Source organism: Calditrichota bacterium (genome assembly GCA_014359355.1).
GTDB lineage: Bacteria > Zhuqueibacterota > Zhuqueibacteria > JANLFK01 > Oleimicrobiaceae > Oleimicrobium.
In genome coordinates this window covers 1-16834 of the sequence record JACIZP010000279.1, presented here as the reverse complement: position 1 = coordinate 16834, position 16834 = coordinate 1, and the positions used below count along the sequence as shown (strand labels likewise).

Genomic DNA, 16834 nt, shown 5'->3' with positions numbered 1-16834 from the left:
AAGGCGATGTCGCCATTGCCCGGAGTGCCATCCTGAGACGCGGCAATTGCGTTGACGCTATTGGCCACTGCCGGATGTAAGGCAATGTCTCCGGCCCCGGTAGTCTCAGGGCTAAAGAAGGGAATGCCCGTCGAGCCGTCCGGCGCGTAGCCGCTCATGTGCACACGGTTCACTTCTGAGGCAACTGCGGCGGCCAGGGTGTCCAGGCGGGTGCGATACTGGGGGATGACGGTGGTGATCATCTCGAGCATGCCGCCGATGCGCCCACCGCGTATGACCACCTCTCTGCCGTTCACGCCCCAACGCGGACTGTGCACGACCACCCCTTGCACGGTGGTGGTAGTCACCTCCATGCTGCGCACCTTGTCACCTGCCACCAAAGTTTCGCCGCCCACCGTCACATTGACCATGCCGGAAGGCATCTCCAGGACCTGGACATCCACCAGTTTGCTCAGCTCGTTGAGGAGCAAGTCACGACGGTCGCGAAGGTCATTGGCCTGCAGTCCGCCGGCTTCGACCTGCGCAATCTGCACATTGAGCGAGGCGATCTGCCGCCCCAAGTCGTTGACCTGGCTGATGAGCAGCCCCACCTGCTCATCAAGGTTCTGCTGCACCTTGCCCAGGTCACGGTACACCCCGTTGAAGGCTGCCACGAGTCGCTGCCCCCAGTGCCTGACCTCTTGGCGCGCCGCCCCTTCCTCGGGATGATTGGCCAGCGTCTGCCAACTGTCCCAGAAGCCCTGCAGCGTTGCCGAAAGCCCGGTGTCGGAAGGCTCGTTCAAGAGTCCTTCCACCTCGCCGAGTGCGCTGGCGTGTTCTTGCCACCTACCCAGCTCCTGGTACTCCGCGCGCAACTGCCAGTCCCACAGGCTCTCGCGCAGGCGCTCAATCTGGGCGATGTCCACTCCGGTGCCCAGCATGCCAGTGGGGGTGCGCACGGGAGGCGAGGGGGCCATCGTCACTCTTTGCCGCGAATACCCCTCGGTGTTGGCGTTAGCAATGTTGTGGCTGGTCACCTGCAGGGCATGGCTTTGCGCCTGCAAGCCCCTTCGTGCAATGTTCAACAGATCGCTGATCCTGACCATGGAGCCTGCCTAAGTCTGAATGGTGAAGAGCTGTCGGTTCGCCGGTTGTTCTCTGCCCTTGTCGTCGTAGACACCGTTCTGCCCGTTGAGAAGCCGGATGCTCTTGGTGACCGTATGGAGCGCTCGATTGAGCAGATGCTTGTTGCGCAGGTTGGTCTCCTGCACGCGTTTCGTGAGAGAAAGGAGCAGGTCGCGCAGCTCGCGCAGCCGCTCCCCGTACTGCTTTTCCACCAAGGGTATGATTTGCGAAAGAGTGGGCTGCCCAGTATCCAGCCGCAGGTGAGCAGACACCTCTGAGGCCTTATGCACCCGGTCCCGTTCCAAGCGCCGCGTGGCCTCCACCAGCTCTTGCACCCGTGCCGTGCTCTCCAACACCGGTTCGGGATCTTCTTGCAGAACCGCCTGATGCTGGCGGTTGAGCGTGTCCAAGAGGTCCTGGAACAGCGCCACTTCTCTCTCAATGATCGCCACCAGGTCCCCGAGAGCCTTTTCCAATTCCTTCTGGTGGACCGCTGGGCTCGGGTTGTGCACCGCCTCAAACGCCATCGTCTCCCACCTCGGGGCCCGGTGAAGTGCCATCCGCCAACAGCCTGCGGTACCTCTCGGCAGTAGTCAGGACGCGCTCGACGAACTTTTGCGTCTCTGCGTAAGGCGGCACGCCGTTGTGTTTCTGAACGGCGCCGGGTCCCGCGTTGTACGCAGCCAGCGCCAGTTTGATATCGCCGGCAAACCGGTCGAGCATCTGCCGCAGGTAGCGCACGCCCGCTAAGATGTTCTCCTTGGGGTCGAACACGTTTCTCACGCGCAGGTGACGCGCCGTCTGGTCGGTGAGCTGCATCAGCCCCTTCGCGTTCTTCGCCGACACGGCATGCGGATTGCCGGCGGACTCGTGGTGGATCACCGCATAGACCAGATGTAGGGGCATGTCGTAGCGCTGGCACGCGTCACGAATGTACGCGTCGTAGCGAGCGACACGGGTTGGTGCCGGCCCGCCGATCGACGGCTCAGGAACCCTCGACGGGACCTGTTGTCTGGCCTCTTGCACCAGGCTACGATAAAGGAGGTCTGCCAGGCCCACGCCCCCTGCCTGCGCCATCTTGCGTGCCACCTCGGTCTCAAACAAGCTCTGGTAGATGTCGCCACCCAACCCTTCACCGAACAGGCCCTCCTCGCTGCTCGACTCCCTCATCGTCTTCAGCAGGTGCGCCAAAAAGAGCGATTCGAACTCCTGACACGCCTGCCTGAGGCGCCGCTGTTCGGCCGTCGATTCGCTATGCTCCGCGCCAGAGCCTTGTCGGATCTGCTCGATGCTCATGGTCTTCTCGTTGCAGGGTTACATGATGATCAGGTCGGCACGCAAAGCGCCAGCTTGCTTCAGGGCCTGAAAGATGGAGATCATGTCCCGCGGCGTCACCTTCAAAGCGTTCAGGGCTTGGGCCAGATCGCTCACCGTCGCATTGCCTTCCATGACCATGACGCTCCCTTTACCATTCTCGTTGACCGTGGTCATGGTCTGGGGGACCACCACTGTCCGCCCCTGTGAGAAGGCAGCAGGTTGGGAGATGACTGGAATGGCACGCACTTGGATGGTGAGGTTGCCGTGGGAGACCGCCGCCTCGGCAAGGCGCACGTCCTTTCCCACCACCACGGTCCCTGTCCGCTCATTGATGACCACCCGTGCTACCTGGTCGGGGCTGACCTCCAGCCCCTCAATGGTGGCTACCAAACGCACCATACCAGCCTCGTCCTGAAATTCTCCTGGAACGGCGACGGTAATGGTGCTGGCGCTCAATGCCTTGCTCACCTTTTGCCCCAAGGCACTGTCTATGGCTGCGGCCACGCGCATCGCCGAGGTGAAATCCGGCTCCTTCAGCGCCAACGTCAGGAGGCCACCTTGCGGCAGCCAGGTGGGCGCATCCCGTTCGACGAGCAGCCCCAGCGGTACCCGTCCGACCACCGAATAGTTCTTGCGGTAACGTTCCCCGCCGATGGTCTCCACGTTGAAGCCGCCGATGGACACCGCCCCCTGGGCGACGCCGTAGACCGTGCCCTGGTGGTCCGTCAGCGGCGTCATCAACAGGGTGCCGCCTTCCAGACTCCTGGCATCGCCCATGGACGAGACGGTCACATCGATGCGCGTACCGGCCCGGGCGAAGGGAGGCAAGGAGGCGGTGACCATGACTGCGGCCACGTTGCGCACCACCAACCGCTCCTGCGGCACCTCGATGTTGAAGCGCAGGAGCATGTTGCGCACCGATCTGACAGTGACCATGGAGTTACGGCCGTCTCCGGTGCCATCCAGGCCGACAACCAGGCCATAGCCAACCAGAGGCGTCTCTCTGACCCCTTCCACCGTAGCCAGGTCCTTCACCCGGACACCCGCAAAGGCAGCAGCGTGAAGGACCCCGCAGGCGCTCAGCAACAAAGCTTTGCTCAGCTGCAGGAGCTGCCTACGTCTCCATGCCTTGATTTCACGGTTTCGCATAACACCCCGTACCTATTATCGGCAGCCGTCCCGCCAACTTGAGGTACCCTCAGGGGCAAGACAGGCCAGTTCAGAACAACCAGTTGAGCAGGCGCGCTAGGTAACCGGGCTTTTGCCCAGAATGCACCGCGCCACTTCCTTTGTAGGCAATTTGCGCTTCAGCCACGTTGTAGGAATAGACGGTGTTTTGCGTGGAGATATCACTGGGGCGCACCACACCCCTGATAGTGGTCAATTCCCGCTCGCCGTTGACGATCACCTCACGGCTTCCCTCGATCTCAAGATCACCGTTTTCGCGGACGTTGACGACCGTGGCGCTTATGCGGGCCTTGAGCACACCCTGCCGCTCGGTCTGGCCTTTGCCGGAAAAATCGTTACCTGCTCCGCCGCGAATGCCCGCAAGCGGCAGAAAACTCTTCTCCTTCATCCCGCCGCGTACGTCGACTTCCACGCCGGTGTTCTTGTCCGTTGACGTGCTGGCCTTGCTGGAAGCAACGGCCTCTTCCACCACCAAGACGGTGATGATGTCACCGACACGGTGGGCCTTGTGGTCCGCGTACAGGGAGTTGCCCATCATCCCCTGGGCCGGCAAGGAACCTGGGCCCCAAGCGAGCAAAGCGCCAGTGGTCACGGCAAACAACAGTTTTCGCATAGCCCCTCTCCCGTTCTATGGCCTGAGGAGCACCAGGCCTGGTTCTTTCACCTCCGCCGGGTAGCGCTTCCCATCCTCCGCCCTAACGGTGATGCGCTCCCCCATTACCCCGTCCTGCAGGGCGGTGACTTTCAAGCTCACGCTCAGGTTTTTTGTGGTCATCAGCAGGGTCACCGTCTCGCCCCGTCTGACTATTGGCGGAAGCTCGATGTCCTCACGGCGCAGAACTTGGCCGGCAGGCACGATGCGCCGGGTGCGCTTGCCCAGCACCTCCGCGAGGCTGCAGACCGGGTTTCCTCCGATCCGGGTGAGCTCGCGCCGTTCGAGTCCCACGTCGGCCACGGAAAGCATCTCGTTTCGGTCCAGTCGTCGGCGGGCCACAACCACTTCGGTAAAGACTCGCACCGTAGCCACCACATGCCCCCGGCCGACCACCTCGCCATTTCTTTCCGCCTCAATGGAAAAGACGACCTTGCCGCGAAGCTCGGTGTCGCCATTGGTGGGCCTCACGCGCAGGCTGTCGGCTGCGGCGACCGCCGTCTGCAGCGCGCCTGGCACCGCCCCGCAGGACACCTCAATCTGTTCTGCAGAACTGTGGCGCGCCTTAAGCACGTACTGGGCAATCGCTTGGCGAATGACACGCTCCGCAGCCAGTTGGCAGAGACCAATCTCTCCCCAAATGGCAACTGCTATGAGGCAGAACAGCCAGCATGCGATGTGGCGGAATCGCCAGGACATAGCCTTACCGTTTCAGGTTCGTGACGATGCCCAGCATGTCGTCGGCAGTGCGGATCGCTTTGGAGTTGATTTCATAGGCACGCTGCGCGACGATCATGCTCACCATTTCTTCGACCACTTCTACATTGGAGGCCTCCAGATAGCCTTGCAGCACCTCGCCGAAACCCTCGCTTTGTGGCGTGCCGAGAATGGGCTCTCCGGAGGCAACGGTCATTTCGTAGAGATTGTCGCCGATGCTCTTCAAGCCAGCAGGATTGATGAAGCGGGCGAGCTCCAACTGGCCAACTTCATAAGGCTCACTGCTCCCTGCGACCGTCACGGTGACGGTGCCGTCACGACCAATGTGCACGCTTTGCGTCTCCAGCGGGAGGCTGATCTCTGGCTGCACCACATAGCCAGCGGCGGTAACAAGCTTACCATCCGCCGAGACTTTGAACGATCCGTCCCGCGTGTAGACGGTCACTCCGTCCGGACGCCGAATCTGAAAAAAGCCATCTCCCTGGAGGGCCAGGTCCAAGGCGTTGCCGGTGGAGGTGAGGTCGCCCTGGGTAAAGATGCGGGGCGTGGCCACCGGTCGCGTGCCGCACCCCACTTGCAGCTGCACCGGCGTCTCCACCCCGGAGGTGGTCACCGCGCCTGCGGGGCGGATCGTCTCGTAGAGGAGGTCCTGAAATTCCACCTTGCTCCTCTTGTACCCGGTCGTGTTCACATTGGCCAGGTTGTTCGCAATGGTGTCGATGTAAAGCTGCTGCGCATTCATTCCGGTGGCAGCGGCATGCATTGCGCGGTTCATTGCTCGACTCCTTTCTTGACTATCCGGTTACCTGACCTGCGCCACTTCGTTGACGGCGCGGCCAAGGGTGTCATCTTGACTTTTCAGCGCCTTAGCGTCGGCCTCGAACAGGCGGAAGGCGTACATCATGGCCACCATCTCCCGCAGTGGGTCGACGTTGGATTGCTCCAGGTAGCCCTGATGCACCCGGGTCTCCGGCGGGGTCTCCATGGGCGAAGCGTCTGCCGCCACGGCAAACAGGCCCTGGCCGTGGCGCTCGATGACCCGAGCGTCGGCAAAATGGACGATGCGCAGGCGGTCAACTTGCACACCGTCCTTCATCACTTCGCCTTTCTGGCCGATGGTCACCCCCTCACCCACCATGATGCGGCCCCGCTCCCCAAGCACGAAAGAGCCGTCCTGGGTCACCAGGTAACCCTCCGCATCCGGGGAGAACGCGCCATTCCTGGTGAGGAATGTGCCACGCGCCGACTGCACGACAAAGAATCCAGGACCTTCGAGGGCGAGGTCCCAAGGGTTGTCGGTCTTTTTCAAGGCACCTTGGCTAAGGTCGAAGGCCTCTTTCTCCTGCAATTGCGCGCCGGCGTCCACCTGCTCTAGCAGGGAGATGAACAGCTTGCCACTCTTGAAGCCTGTGGTGCTCACATTGGCCAGATTGTTGGCGATGATGTCCTGCACCAACACTGTGGCGTTCATCCCTTCGGTGGAGTACTCGAATCCTTTGATCATATCCGCTCCTGCGTTATGCCGAAATGTCCAGGTTTTGCCCCAAGTGGCTCTTGCTTTCTTTCCCTGTGTCCCCTTGCGAAGTGAGCGGTGCAGCGTCGTGTCTCTCGAAGGTGTCCAGCTGCACAGGGGCTGTCTGCTCCAGTTCTCGTTCTGGCTTCTTGCGATTCCCCTGCTGCTCCTGGAAAAGGGAGTCGAAGCGGCGTTCCCGGTCCTGCTCGCGCACCCTAGGCATGACCCGGTAGTCGGTGTCAGCTGGCAGTGGCGCTAAGGGACGGGCATTGTCCAGAGAATCGGGCATGGTTTACACCCTCACGTGATCATCCGCTCATCCCTCCGCAGTTGACTGCGGATGCTCAAGACGATCTGTGTGTGCAGCTGACAGACCCGCGACTCGGTGACCCCCAAAATGGCAGCAATTTCCTTGAAAGTCAGCTCCTCGTAGTAGTAGAGCACCATGATAAGCCGTTCACGCTCGGGCAAGGCGCGGAGCAGTGCCACCACTCTCTCTTGCAGGTCCTTGCGGTCTACCTGCTCCTCGATGTGCGCCGAGGGATCGCTGAGGCGCACTTCGTCGTCTACCCATTCGCCCTCTTCCGTCTCCCAAAAGGGATGGTCCAGGGAGAGCAAGCGTGCCGCGCCCACCTCGCCCACCATTGTCCGATACTGTTCCAGGTTCACACCGAGCTCTCTGGCAATCTCTCCTTCCGACGGCGCCCGCCCGAGCTTGGCGCACAGCTTGTCGATAGCCCGTTCGATGAGCGAGGCTTTGTGGCGCAAGGAACGCGGCGCCCAGTCCATCTCGCGCAAGCTGTCCAGAATCGCCCCACGGATGCGCGGTATGGCGTAGCTTTCCAACTTTGTACCCACGGACGGGTCGTACTGGTCGACGGCCTGGATGAGCCCCACGACTCCGGCCTGGAAAAGCTCCTTGCGATCGACGAAGGAAGGCAGCGTTCCGAACATCCGGCCGATGACCCGCTTCACCAAAGGCAGATAGCGGAGGATCCGCCGCTCGCGCTCGGAAAGCTGCTCCGCACTCGCGTATCTGGCCACGATTTGGGAACCTCTACCCTTCACCACCCTCTTCCCACTTCCCTATGTTCAGCGCCCTGGGCTCTTCTCAGCCGATTCGCTCGCCTGGACAGCCTCTCCCGGCCGCCGGGCCTCAGTGCGTGTGCCTACCAGGGAGAAGGCAACCCAAGTGCTCACCACGATGAAACCCACCACCAGCGCCACACCACCGACCACGGCCGCCCGCATGAGCATTGTCGCGAACGAGACGTTGCCGAACACGCACATGACGATGGTCAGGAACGCGAGCGATGCTGCCAGCACGACGATCATATGGCGCATGAGGTATGCCCTCCGGCAGCCGAGAGTTGCGTGTGCAGCAGCGACCGCGCCACCTCACGAATACATACCGACGCCCCAGCCACTGGGTATTCAAGCAGCAGGGGGCGCTGCCGTTTGACCGCCTGCGGTACACTCCAGTCGGCCAGGATGTGGCCGGCATACACGATCTCGCGACCAAGGAAGTGCCGGACCACCAGCGAAAACCTCTCCCACACCTCGTCTGCTTCTTGCCGCGATTCCACCATGTTCAGCAGCAGCCGCAACGGCAGCTCCGGCTGCGCATGGTGCAGTACCTTCACCAGCGCATAGGCGTCGTTGATGGCGGTCGGCTCAGGCGTCGTCACCACCAGCACTTCGTCGGTGCAGGCGAGCACCTCGACGATCTCCATGGTGAGGCCTGCTGCGGTATCGAGAATGACAAAATCGTAGCGCCGGCGCAGCGGCCCGAGCTGTTCCACCAGCCACCGCGCCGGGCTCGGTCGCCCCGTGTAGAGCGCACTCAGCCCAGCACTTCCGGGCAGAACCACCAGTCCGCCGTCGTATTGAAAGAGCACCTGCTCTATGGTCTTCTCGCCCAGCATGACTTCCCGCCAGCTGTTGGAAACCGTGACCCCCAACAGGAGATCGATGTTCGCCAGACTCTGGTCGGCATCGACCAGCAAGACCTTCTTCCCCAATTGCACGAGTGCCAGGCTGAGATTGATGGCTATGTTTGTTTTGCCCACGCCCCCTTTGCCGCTGCCCACCGCCATGAGCCTGCAGGCGACCTCGGGGGATTGGCGGACGATTTCGCGTACCGTCGCCAGCTGATCCCGTTGCATCGCTCACCACCTCACCATCATGCGCGCCAAACGCTGCGGATTGGCCAACTCTATGTCCTCGGGGATGCTCTGCCCCGTGGTGATGTAGGAGATCGGCTTGCCGATCTTGCCCAGCACATTGAGCAACGACCCCAGCGTCCTGGTTTCGTCCACCTTTGTCACGATTAGATTGTGCACCGGCAGGACACCGAAGCGCCGGGCATTGGCCACCAAGTCGGCCTCCTTCATATTGGCCGGCAGCACCAGGTGCACCTCCACGGCCTGGGCCGCCTCCAGAATCTGCTTCAGCTCTGCAATGTGCTCCTCATCGCTCTGGCCGCGACCTGCAGTGTCGATCAGGATGAGGTCGCACCCTCGGTGCGACTCTATGGCCGCCCGCAGCTCCTCCGGCGTGTACACGGCGCTCATGGGCAATTGCGCGATCCCGGCAAAAGTGTTCAAATGTTCCAACGCGGCCATGCGATAGGTGTCGGCAGAGATCAGCGCAATCTTCTTCTTGTAGTGATACTTGCCGCTTACCGCTAACTTGGCCAAAGTGGTAGTCTTGCCCACTCCGGTGGGGCCGACAAAAGCCACCACTTTGGGCGTGCCGCTCCGGCAGTTGAGCGGGCCGGCTGTGCGAATAAGCCCCGCAATCTGCAGCACAATTCGCTCGCGCAGGCGCTCGCAGCTTGTCGGCTCGTCGCCCCCGAGGGCATAAGCTGCCGTACGCACCAATTGCGCCGCCAACCTTGGGTGGACACCGCTCCTGATCAACGCCGTGCGCTCCCTGGCCAAAACAGAGTCGGGGAGAAGTCGGCGCTGGGCGGAGCTCGCTTCCTGTGTTGCTACACCGCCCTCGTGACCCTGTGCTCCCTCACGCCCTGGGGTACCGTTGCCGGAGTCCATCCTCAGACACGGCTCCGCCGACAGGGACATGATTCGGTCAAAGCTCTGGCGTCTGCCGGTCGCGCTGGAGGAAGACGCACCCTTCTGCTCCTGACGTACCTGGCCTGCCCCCGCACTATCCTCCAGCGCCGCGACGACCTCGACCTCCTCCGGGTGCAGGCAAGAAAGGATGCCCTGCTTCGGCACCTTGTAGGTCTTCAGGATAACCGCGTTTTCGCCCAGCTCCGCCTTCACCTGGGCGAGGGCTTTATGCACCGACCGGGCTCGGTACCGCTTCACGATCATGCCTGAGCCTCACTGTTCCGATCGACTCGACGTTCACCGAGGCGGGGAGCTCGGCAAACGAGATCACCGCCACGTTGGGCAACACTGGCTCGATGAGCCGGCGGAAATAGATGCGCGACTGCGGGGAAGTGACGACGACCGGTTGCCGCCCTTGCTTGACGACTTGCTCGATTTCGCTGGTCACGGCGCGATAGAGTTGCCGCAAGGTATCGGGCGGCAGAGCCACCCCAGTCCCCAAGTCGACTGCTGCCCCGCGTTTCATGTCCTCGCTCATTTTCCTGAGCAAGTCGTCAATCTCGGGGTCGAGGGTGATGGCCCGCACCACCCCATCCTCATCCTGACACCGTCGGGCAATGACGTGCCCCAAGCTCTGCCGCACCAGCTCGGTCAGGGTGTCGACGTCCTTTATCATCGGCGCATAGTCGGCCAGCGTCTCCAGTATCGTCACCAGGTCGCGGATCGGCACACCCTCTTTCAGCAGATTCTGCAGGACACGTTCAACCGTGCCCAGACTGAGCTGGTTGGGGATCAGATCCTCGACCACCGCGGGGTGGTCCTTCTTCAAGGTGTCGAGCAGGTTCTTCACCTCCTGGCGGCCCAGGATGCGGTGCGCCTGGGCGCGCAGCACCTCCATCATGTGCGTGATGAGCACCGCCGCCGGCTCCACCACCGTGTACCCAGCCACTTCCGCTTGTTCGCGCTTGGAAGGCTCAATCCATTTCGCCTTGAGTCCGAAAGCCGGCTCTACCGTCTTGATTCCTTCCACCTCCTCGCTGGCAGTGCCTGGGTTGAGAGCCAGAAGGCGACTGAGCATCAGTTCGTGGCGCGCCACCTCTTCGCCCCGCACCTTGATCACGTACTGGTTCGGCTTCAGCTGAATGTTGTCCCTGATTCTGATGGGCGGCAGGACCAGGCCCACCTCCATGGCGAACTGCTTGCGCATCTGGGCGATACGATTCAAAATATCGCCGCCCTGCTCAGGGTCAACCAGAGGGATCAGCCCATAGCCGATCTCCAGTTCCAAGGGGTCGACGCGCAGGTATTCCTCGACCTCCTTCTCAGGTTCCACGGGCTTCTTGGGCTCGGCGCTCACCGCCGCCGCCTGGCGCTGCGTGGCCCTGACCCGGTAGCCTATGAACCCTGTGGCGCCGGCCATCAGCAGAAACGGCACGGTCGGCAACCCAGGCGCAATCGCCAGGAACAACAGCACCCCCGAGGTGACGAAAATGGCGCGGGGGTTGGAAAAGATTTGCGTGACGACCTCACGGCCAAGATTCGACTCCGAAGCCGTGCGGGTGACCACGATGCCCGCGGCGGTGGAGATGATGAGCGCCGGGATCTGCGACACAAGCCCGTCGCCCACGGTGAGCACCGTGTAGGTGCGCAGCGCCTCACCGATGCTCATCTTCATCTGCGCCAAGCCGATGATGATGCCGCCGACAATGTTGAGAAAAGTAATCACCAAACCGGCAACTGCATCGCCGCGCACGAACTTGCTGGCGCCGTCCATCGCTCCGTAAAAGTCGGCCTGCCGGCTGATCTCATCGCGCCGGCGTCGCGCCTCAGCCTCGTCGATGAGGCCGGCGTTAAGGTCGGCGTCCACGGCCATCTGCCTGCCGGGCATCGCATCCAAAGTGAAGCGCGCGGCCACCTCAGCAATCCGCCCGGCACCCTTGGTGATGACCACGAAGTTGATGATGACCAGAATCAAGAAGATGATGAGACCGACAACGTAGTTGCCTTTCACCACAAAGTTGCCAAAGGCCGACACCACCTGCCCGGCGAAGGCATTGCCGAGAATCAGGCGGGTCGTGGCCACGTTCAAGGACAAGCGGAACAACGTCACCACCAGCAGCAACCCAGGGAAAACGGAAAACTGCAACGGCTGCGTGATGTACATCGACACTAGCAGAATCGTCAGCGCCAGGGCGATGTTCATGGCCAAGAGGAAATCCATGAGCGGCGTGGGCATGGGAAAGATCATGACGATCAGGATGACCACCACGCCCACAGCGAGGATGATATCGCCGTTGCTTCCTAAGGAGCGGAGCGGTGAAGCCATCTATAGGAACCTCCTATCGGGTTGGCCTGGCATAGGCTCTGCTGTAGAGCCCGCTCTTCAGCCGATAGACATAGGCGAGAATCTCAGCTACAGCCTGGTAAAGCTCAAGCGGGATCTCTTGCCCGACCTGGGTTTTCTTGAAGAGCATCTGCGCCAGCCAGGGGTTTTCGACGATGGGAATGTCATGTTGCCGTGCCACCTCTTTGATCTTCTCGGCCACGCGCCTGGCGCCTTTGGCCACCACTTTCGGTGCGGCCATCTCGTGGACGCGGTACATCAAGGCCACGGCCACGTGCACGGGGTTCGTGATCACCACATCAGCCTTGGGCACGCTGGCGATCATGCGCTTGCGGCTGCGCTCGCGCATCAGGCTGCGGATGCGCGCCCGAACCAGGGGATCGCCCTCGGTTTGTCGATACTCCTCCTTGACCTCCTCCTTGGTCATGCGCAGATTCTTCTCCCACTCGTACCGCTGATAAGCAAAGTCGAACACCGCCATCACCAACAGGGCCAAGGCTGCGCGAAACACGACGTCGAATGCCACCCGCGCCGCAAAACCCAGGATCTGCCCTGCTCCCTGCTCTACCAGGGGAAAGAGTTCGCGAAAGTGCGCATACATGGTCGCAAAACCAATCACCGCCACCACGACCAGCTTGAACACCCCTTTGGCCAGCTCCACCGCTGAGCGCGCTGAAAAGAGGCGCTGCAGTCCACGCACCGGGCTGATCTTGGTAAGCCGTGGCGTGAGCGGCTCGGTGGACAGCACCAGCCCTCCCTGCGCCGCGTTGGCCAGCAGGCCGACGGCGATCAAGACCAGAACGATCGGGGCCATCATGGCAAATGCGGCTTCTGCACCAGCCAAGGCCAAAGTAGGCAGAGATTCCGGCGTCAGCTCAATGTCTGCCATTCCGCCAAGCACCGCCTTGGTGATTTTGCTCAATTGGCCCAGGAAAAGCCCGCCGGTGGCCCACAGCGCCCCGACGCCCACCAGCAGGATCAGGGCCGAATTGACCTCCACGCTGCGCGGGACGTTGCCCTTCTCCCTTGCTTCGCGCCGCCGCTTAGGAGTTGCCGGTTCCGTCCTATCTTGAAAAGACCACTCGGGCATAGCACAGCCGTCGCTACATGAGCTTCAACAACGCCGCCAGGTCCACTTGGAACTCCGCAAAGAGCTTCCTGAAGGCCACTGCAAAAACCGGCAGGGACAGGGCCAACACAAAAAGCCCAATGGCGATGTTCGCAGGCAACGCCGCAAAGAACACGTTCATCTGAGGCACGGTGCGTGCAAGAACTCCCAAGGCCACCGTGGTGAGCAAAAGCGCCACGATCCCCGGGGCACCGATGCGCACACCTGCACTGAAGATGGCACCGGCCATCCGCACCACCTTTTCCACCACACCGCCGCTGAGCGAACCGCCAAGAATCGGCACGGCATCGAAGCTGTGGAACAGCGCCCTGAGCAGGAAGTGGTGGCCGTCGATGACTAAGAAGAGCAACAGGGCGACCAATTGCTGCGCCTGTCCAACCAGCGATGCCTGCTCGCGGGTCTGCGGGTCGATAGTCGTCACAATCGCCAGGCCCATCTGCATGCCCACCAACGTCCCGCCAAGTTCAACCCCTGCGAAGAGCATTGCCGCCACGAACCCAATGGCCATGCCTATCAGCACCTCCTTGGTAAGCACCAGAAGGAGCGGCACTACCTGCAGGGGCAGCTCGGCGTGCGCACCCCGCAGCGAAGGAAAAAGCAGCGCGGTGAGCAAGAGCGATAAGCCAACCTTGGTCGCCGCCGGCACACTCTGATGGCCGAAAAGCGGGTAGACCGCCACCACCGTGGCAATGCGTGCCAAGGCCACAAAGGCCAACAACAATTCGTTCAGTTTCAGCTCGACCATGAACCCGTTTCACCTGCTCAACATGGGCAGCTGGCTATACAGTCGCAAGGTGAAGCCGATGAGCGTGCGCAACATCCACGGCATGAAGATGATAAGGGCGACTACCGCGGCCAAGATCTTGGGCACAAAAGTCAGCGTCATTTCATGCACCTGGGTTACCGCCTGCAGCATGCCCACTGCCACGCCCACAATGAGGCCCGCCAGCAACACCGGCGCGGACAGCAGCAACGCCGTGTAGAACATCTGATAGGCAACATGAAGAACGTACTCCTCGGTCATCCGCCGACCTCCTCTAAGCAAATCCTGCCACAATGGAGCCGACGATCAGATTCCAGCCGTCCACCAGAACGAAGAGCAGCAGCTTGAAGGGCAAGGAAATCATCGCCGGCGGTAACATCAGCATGCCCATGGACATGAGCAAACTGGAAATGACCAAATCCAACAAGAGAAAAGGAACGTACAGGAGAAACCCAATTTGAAAGGCGATGCGCAGCTCGCTGATGACAAAGGCCGGTATGAGCACATGCGTAGGCACCTGCGCCCGGCTTTCAGGCTTCTCCATCTTTGCCAAACTGACAAACAGCGCCAGGTCTTTCTCCCGAGTCTGGCGGAACATAAAGTCCCGAAGAGGCTCAACCGCCTTGCGAAACGCTTCTTTCTGCGGCAGCTCACCCCGCATGTAGGGCTGCAACGCCCCCCGGTTGATGTCATTCCACACCGGACTCATGATGAACACCGTCAAGAACAACGCTAACCCGACAAGGATCTGCGTGGGTGGTGCCTGCTGCGTGCCCAGCGCATGACGCAAAAACGACAAGATGACCACGATGCGGGTGAAAGAAGTCACCATGATCACAAAAGCCGGCGCCAGCGAAAGGAGCGTGAGGAACAGCAGTATCTGCAACGACACCGCCACTTCGCCGGGCTTCTGGGCACGGTCGAGCGTGACGCTGATCTTGGGGATGCCCAGGTCCTGCGCTGCCACACCTGCTGCCAAGACGAGCAGAGTGAGGCACGCTACCCCGAGCATTACAAGTCGCCGGCGAGACGTCCGGCGCCGCACTCTCCTACGACGCAGCGACATGGGAACCCTTCAACAGACTACTCAGGTACGAGGCAAACGGGCGCCCTGTCGGTCCCTTGGCCGTGTGGCCGACAAAGGCCGCTACCTTCTCTGGATCGGCAATCTCGCTGAGCAGGCTAATTTGCGCCTCGGTGACACCAACTATGAGCACGCGGTCCAGAACATGTACAGCGTAAAGTGCCCGCTTGGGGCCAAGGAAGACGGAGCCTAATACCTGCAACTTCGAGGACGGTGCGCCCGGAGCATTTCGCCCAGCCAGACGGCGAATGCCCCAGGCACCCAAATAAATGATTGCCACCAGCAGACCCAAGACAGCCAACGTGCGCAGGAGCAGCATCCCCGTGTTCAGGGCCGGTGGAGTCCCCTCGGCCAGACGAAGGCCGCCGCCTGGCGAAGTGGTTTGTGCAGAGAACCCCTGCAGTGCGACCACGGCTGTGGCGCCTACCAGGACGATTGCCAAGCTGCCAAGAAGCATCTTGCCGAGTCTGCGCCGCGCAACCTGGCTCATTCTGACCTCCCTTCTCGTGCGGCATTCAGGCGCTCGGCCGCACCCACCAAGGCGGTGATGCGCACGCCGAAATTCTGATCAACCACCACGACCTCTCCTTCGGCAAACTTCTTGTTGTTCACCAGCAGGTCCACGGGTTCGCCAGAGAATTTGTCAAGCTCAACAACGGCGCCCGGGCCCAAGCCCAAGATGCTGCGAATCGTCATGTTCACCCGGCCAAGTTCCACCGAGACCGGTAGCTCTATGTCCATGAGGAGGTCCAGGCTACGGCCGCTGCCCACCGTGTAGGTCGTATCCTCCAACGGTGCGAAGGCCCCTGGCCGCACGCGCACCTGATCGGTCGCCAATCCGGCCTCCTGACCTGAGGTATCCGCCTGGACGTCGCCCAACAGATCGGCTACCATCTGCCGCGAAGCAAGACAGACGACACGGGAAACCAGCTCGCCAACGGACACATGCAAGGAGGCCATGCTGAAGCCGGTCAAGGGCCCGACATCCGGCGAACCTTCGCTCAGCAAATGCAAGGGGCCAAATTGGAGATCTCCGCCGCTGAGTTCCCGCAGCGCTTCGCTTGCTGCATCCAGGGACAGACGGAAGATCCCCTCCAGCTCGGCACGGTCGCCGCGCTCCTCAGGATCCAGCGGCGTCTCCTTGCCGGTGATCAAAGCCGCTGCCTGCAAAAAGAACTGCCGGTCCACAAAAATCAGCGCGCCCAAGTCCTGCTCCGCCCAGCCAACCTGCACGGTCAGCGGCGGTCCGGAGAAGGCCGCGCGCACCACCCGCGGGTCGAAGCCTCCCACCTCGCTCACAGCCACTTGTACTGGCACGCTACTTATCGCGGTCAGTTGGGCAGTACTGGCCTCGGCCAACTTGGCGATTAGGTCTCGGAAACTGGCGTCCCTTGCATCCATGGCCATTACACCTCGTTGTCAATCCAGTCGATGATTTGCACCGCTCTGCTCCGCCCCACCACACCCCCCTTACCCAGGAGAAGTCTCGCCCCGTTCACCTCCACGAGCAGGCCCTCATTGATCTTCTGATCCAACACCAGAACGTCGCCAATCTGCAGATCCAGGAGCTCCTTGAGGGTAATGCTCGTATGGCCCAAATACACGCGCATTGTCATGGTAGTGGCCTCGAGCACTTCGCCGATCTGCCGCTTGGTCTCGGGGGTGCTCCGCCTTGCGGAGGCCGTCAACCAGTTGTGAGTGGCCAGCTGCCGCAGCAAAGGATCAAGAACGAAAAGCGGCAGGCAGATGTTGATCCCAAAACTGGTATCTTTAACGAGGATCTCCCATGAGAAGAGCAGGCATGTCTCACTTGCCGAGGCGATCTGCGCGAGCCGAGGGTCCGCCTCAAAGCTCTCCAGTTTGATGCTGAGGCTGGCGGCTCTTTCCCACGCTTGGCGGTAGAGCTCGAGGCAGCGTTCCACCGTTCGTTCGGCCACCTTCTGTTCGAT

General features: G+C 61.5%; 21 protein-coding genes. All 21 read right to left on the bottom strand.

The window, feature by feature from the left end:
* Positions 1–1085 (bottom strand): flagellar hook-associated protein FlgK (gene flgK, locus H5U38_12285; protein MBC7187802.1); only part of this gene is annotated, 1085 nt, incomplete at its 3' end.
* A gap of 9 nt (positions 1086–1094) precedes the next feature.
* Positions 1095–1631 carry a flagellar protein FlgN gene (locus H5U38_12280; protein ID MBC7187801.1) on the bottom strand — a complete coding sequence of 179 codons (537 nt, stop codon included), beginning with the start codon at positions 1629–1631 and terminating at the stop codon, positions 1095–1097.
* The gene (locus H5U38_12275; protein ID MBC7187800.1) at positions 1621–2400 is read right to left on the bottom strand and encodes a transglycosylase SLT domain-containing protein; all 780 of its coding nucleotides are present in this window, start codon (positions 2398–2400) and stop codon (positions 1621–1623) included. Before H5U38_12275 ends, H5U38_12280 begins: the two co-directional genes overlap by 11 nt.
* A gap of 18 nt (positions 2401–2418) precedes the next feature.
* Positions 2419–3570, bottom strand: a complete 1152-nt coding sequence (locus tag H5U38_12270; GenBank protein ID MBC7187799.1) for a flagellar basal body P-ring protein FlgI — start codon at positions 3568–3570, stop codon at positions 2419–2421.
* Positions 3571–3640: 70 nt separating this feature from the next.
* Positions 3641–4222, bottom strand: a complete 582-nt coding sequence (locus H5U38_12265; GenBank protein ID MBC7187798.1) for a flagellar basal body L-ring protein FlgH — start codon at positions 4220–4222, stop codon at positions 3641–3643.
* Between the two features lie 15 nt (positions 4223–4237).
* On the bottom strand, positions 4238–4960 hold the full coding sequence (gene flgA, locus H5U38_12260) for a flagellar basal body P-ring formation protein FlgA (protein ID MBC7187797.1): 723 nt from the start codon (positions 4958–4960) through the stop codon (positions 4238–4240).
* Between the two features lie 4 nt (positions 4961–4964).
* Complete coding sequence (gene flgG, locus H5U38_12255) at positions 4965–5753, bottom strand: flagellar basal-body rod protein FlgG (GenBank protein MBC7187796.1); 789 nt, start codon at positions 5751–5753, stop codon at positions 4965–4967.
* 27 nt (positions 5754–5780) lie between these two features.
* On the bottom strand, positions 5781–6482 hold the full coding sequence (locus H5U38_12250) for a flagellar hook-basal body protein (protein ID MBC7187795.1): 702 nt from the start codon (positions 6480–6482) through the stop codon (positions 5781–5783).
* 13 nt (positions 6483–6495) lie between these two features.
* The gene (locus H5U38_12245; protein ID MBC7187794.1) at positions 6496–6780 is read right to left on the bottom strand and encodes a hypothetical protein; all 285 of its coding nucleotides are present in this window, start codon (positions 6778–6780) and stop codon (positions 6496–6498) included.
* Positions 6781–6791: 11 nt separating this feature from the next.
* Positions 6792–7559 (bottom strand): FliA/WhiG family RNA polymerase sigma factor, encoded by a 768-nt coding sequence (locus H5U38_12240; protein MBC7187793.1) that lies wholly within the window; start codon positions 7557–7559, stop codon positions 6792–6794.
* Positions 7560–7583: 24 nt separating this feature from the next.
* Positions 7584–7835 carry a hypothetical protein gene (locus H5U38_12235; protein MBC7187792.1) on the bottom strand — a complete coding sequence of 84 codons (252 nt, stop codon included), beginning with the start codon at positions 7833–7835 and terminating at the stop codon, positions 7584–7586.
* Positions 7823–8656 (bottom strand): AAA family ATPase, encoded by an 834-nt coding sequence (locus H5U38_12230; GenBank protein ID MBC7187791.1) that lies wholly within the window; start codon positions 8654–8656, stop codon positions 7823–7825. Before H5U38_12230 ends, H5U38_12235 begins: the two co-directional genes overlap by 13 nt.
* 3 nt (positions 8657–8659) lie before the next feature.
* Complete coding sequence (gene flhF / locus H5U38_12225; protein MBC7187790.1) at positions 8660–9829, bottom strand: flagellar biosynthesis protein FlhF; 1170 nt, start codon at positions 9827–9829, stop codon at positions 8660–8662.
* Positions 9792–11891, bottom strand: coding sequence for a flagellar biosynthesis protein FlhA (gene flhA / locus H5U38_12220; GenBank protein ID MBC7187789.1), 2100 nt, complete (start codon positions 11889–11891; stop codon positions 9792–9794). The genes flhF and flhA overlap by 38 nt, the downstream gene beginning before the upstream one ends.
* A 13-nt stretch (positions 11892–11904) precedes the next feature.
* Complete coding sequence (gene flhB, locus H5U38_12215) at positions 11905–12999, bottom strand: flagellar biosynthesis protein FlhB (protein MBC7187788.1); 1095 nt, start codon at positions 12997–12999, stop codon at positions 11905–11907.
* A gap of 13 nt (positions 13000–13012) precedes the next feature.
* Positions 13013–13783, bottom strand: a complete 771-nt coding sequence (gene fliR / locus H5U38_12210; protein ID MBC7187787.1) for a flagellar biosynthetic protein FliR — start codon at positions 13781–13783, stop codon at positions 13013–13015.
* A gap of 9 nt (positions 13784–13792) precedes the next feature.
* Entirely contained in the window at positions 13793–14062 is a 270-nt protein-coding gene (gene fliQ / locus H5U38_12205; protein ID MBC7187786.1) for a flagellar biosynthesis protein FliQ, read from the bottom strand.
* A gap of 13 nt (positions 14063–14075) precedes the next feature.
* Positions 14076–14867, bottom strand: coding sequence for a flagellar type III secretion system pore protein FliP (gene fliP / locus H5U38_12200; protein MBC7187785.1), 792 nt, complete (start codon positions 14865–14867; stop codon positions 14076–14078).
* A complete protein-coding gene (locus H5U38_12195) occupies positions 14851–15375 on the bottom strand; it encodes a flagellar biosynthetic protein FliO (protein MBC7187784.1) in 525 nt (174 codons plus the stop codon). The genes fliP and H5U38_12195 overlap by 17 nt, the downstream gene beginning before the upstream one ends.
* Positions 15372–16292, bottom strand: coding sequence for a flagellar motor switch protein FliN (gene fliN, locus H5U38_12190; protein ID MBC7187783.1), 921 nt, complete (start codon positions 16290–16292; stop codon positions 15372–15374). Before fliN ends, H5U38_12195 begins: the two co-directional genes overlap by 4 nt.
* The coding region (locus H5U38_12185) for a FliM/FliN family flagellar motor switch protein (GenBank protein MBC7187782.1) at positions 16292–16834 on the bottom strand (543 nt) is incomplete at its 5' end. The genes fliN and H5U38_12185, both read right to left, overlap by 1 nt.

Excerpts from the sequence above, each read along its gene's own strand:
- H5U38_12280 (MBC7187801.1), bottom strand. The coding sequence starts at position 1,631 with ATGGCGTTTGAGGCGGTGCACAACCCGAGCCCAGCGGTCCACCAGAAG.
- H5U38_12275 (MBC7187800.1), bottom strand. The coding sequence starts at position 2,400 with ATGAGCATCGAGCAGATCCGACAAGGCTCTGGCGCGGAGCATAGCGAA.
- H5U38_12270 (MBC7187799.1), bottom strand. The coding sequence starts at position 3,570 with ATGCGAAACCGTGAAATCAAGGCATGGAGACGTAGGCAGCTCCTGCAG.
- H5U38_12265 (MBC7187798.1), bottom strand. The coding sequence starts at position 4,222 with ATGCGAAAACTGTTGTTTGCCGTGACCACTGGCGCTTTGCTCGCTTGG.
- flgA (MBC7187797.1), bottom strand. The coding sequence starts at position 4,960 with ATGTCCTGGCGATTCCGCCACATCGCATGCTGGCTGTTCTGCCTCATA.
- flgG (MBC7187796.1), bottom strand. The coding sequence starts at position 5,753 with ATGAACCGCGCAATGCATGCCGCTGCCACCGGAATGAATGCGCAGCAG.
- H5U38_12250 (MBC7187795.1), bottom strand. The coding sequence starts at position 6,482 with ATGATCAAAGGATTCGAGTACTCCACCGAAGGGATGAACGCCACAGTG.
- H5U38_12245 (MBC7187794.1), bottom strand. The coding sequence starts at position 6,780 with ATGCCCGATTCTCTGGACAATGCCCGTCCCTTAGCGCCACTGCCAGCT.
- H5U38_12235 (MBC7187792.1), bottom strand. The coding sequence starts at position 7,835 with ATGCGCCATATGATCGTCGTGCTGGCAGCATCGCTCGCGTTCCTGACC.
- H5U38_12230 (MBC7187791.1), bottom strand. The coding sequence starts at position 8,656 with ATGCAACGGGATCAGCTGGCGACGGTACGCGAAATCGTCCGCCAATCC.
- flhF (MBC7187790.1), bottom strand. The coding sequence starts at position 9,829 with ATGATCGTGAAGCGGTACCGAGCCCGGTCGGTGCATAAAGCCCTCGCC.
- flhA (MBC7187789.1), bottom strand. The coding sequence starts at position 11,891 with ATGGCTTCACCGCTCCGCTCCTTAGGAAGCAACGGCGATATCATCCTC.
- flhB (MBC7187788.1), bottom strand. The coding sequence starts at position 12,999 with ATGCCCGAGTGGTCTTTTCAAGATAGGACGGAACCGGCAACTCCTAAG.
- fliR (MBC7187787.1), bottom strand. The coding sequence starts at position 13,783 with ATGGTCGAGCTGAAACTGAACGAATTGTTGTTGGCCTTTGTGGCCTTG.
- fliQ (MBC7187786.1), bottom strand. The coding sequence starts at position 14,062 with ATGACCGAGGAGTACGTTCTTCATGTTGCCTATCAGATGTTCTACACG.
- fliP (MBC7187785.1), bottom strand. The coding sequence starts at position 14,867 with ATGTCGCTGCGTCGTAGGAGAGTGCGGCGCCGGACGTCTCGCCGGCGA.
- H5U38_12195 (MBC7187784.1), bottom strand. The coding sequence starts at position 15,375 with ATGAGCCAGGTTGCGCGGCGCAGACTCGGCAAGATGCTTCTTGGCAGC.
- fliN (MBC7187783.1), bottom strand. The coding sequence starts at position 16,292 with ATGGCCATGGATGCAAGGGACGCCAGTTTCCGAGACCTAATCGCCAAG.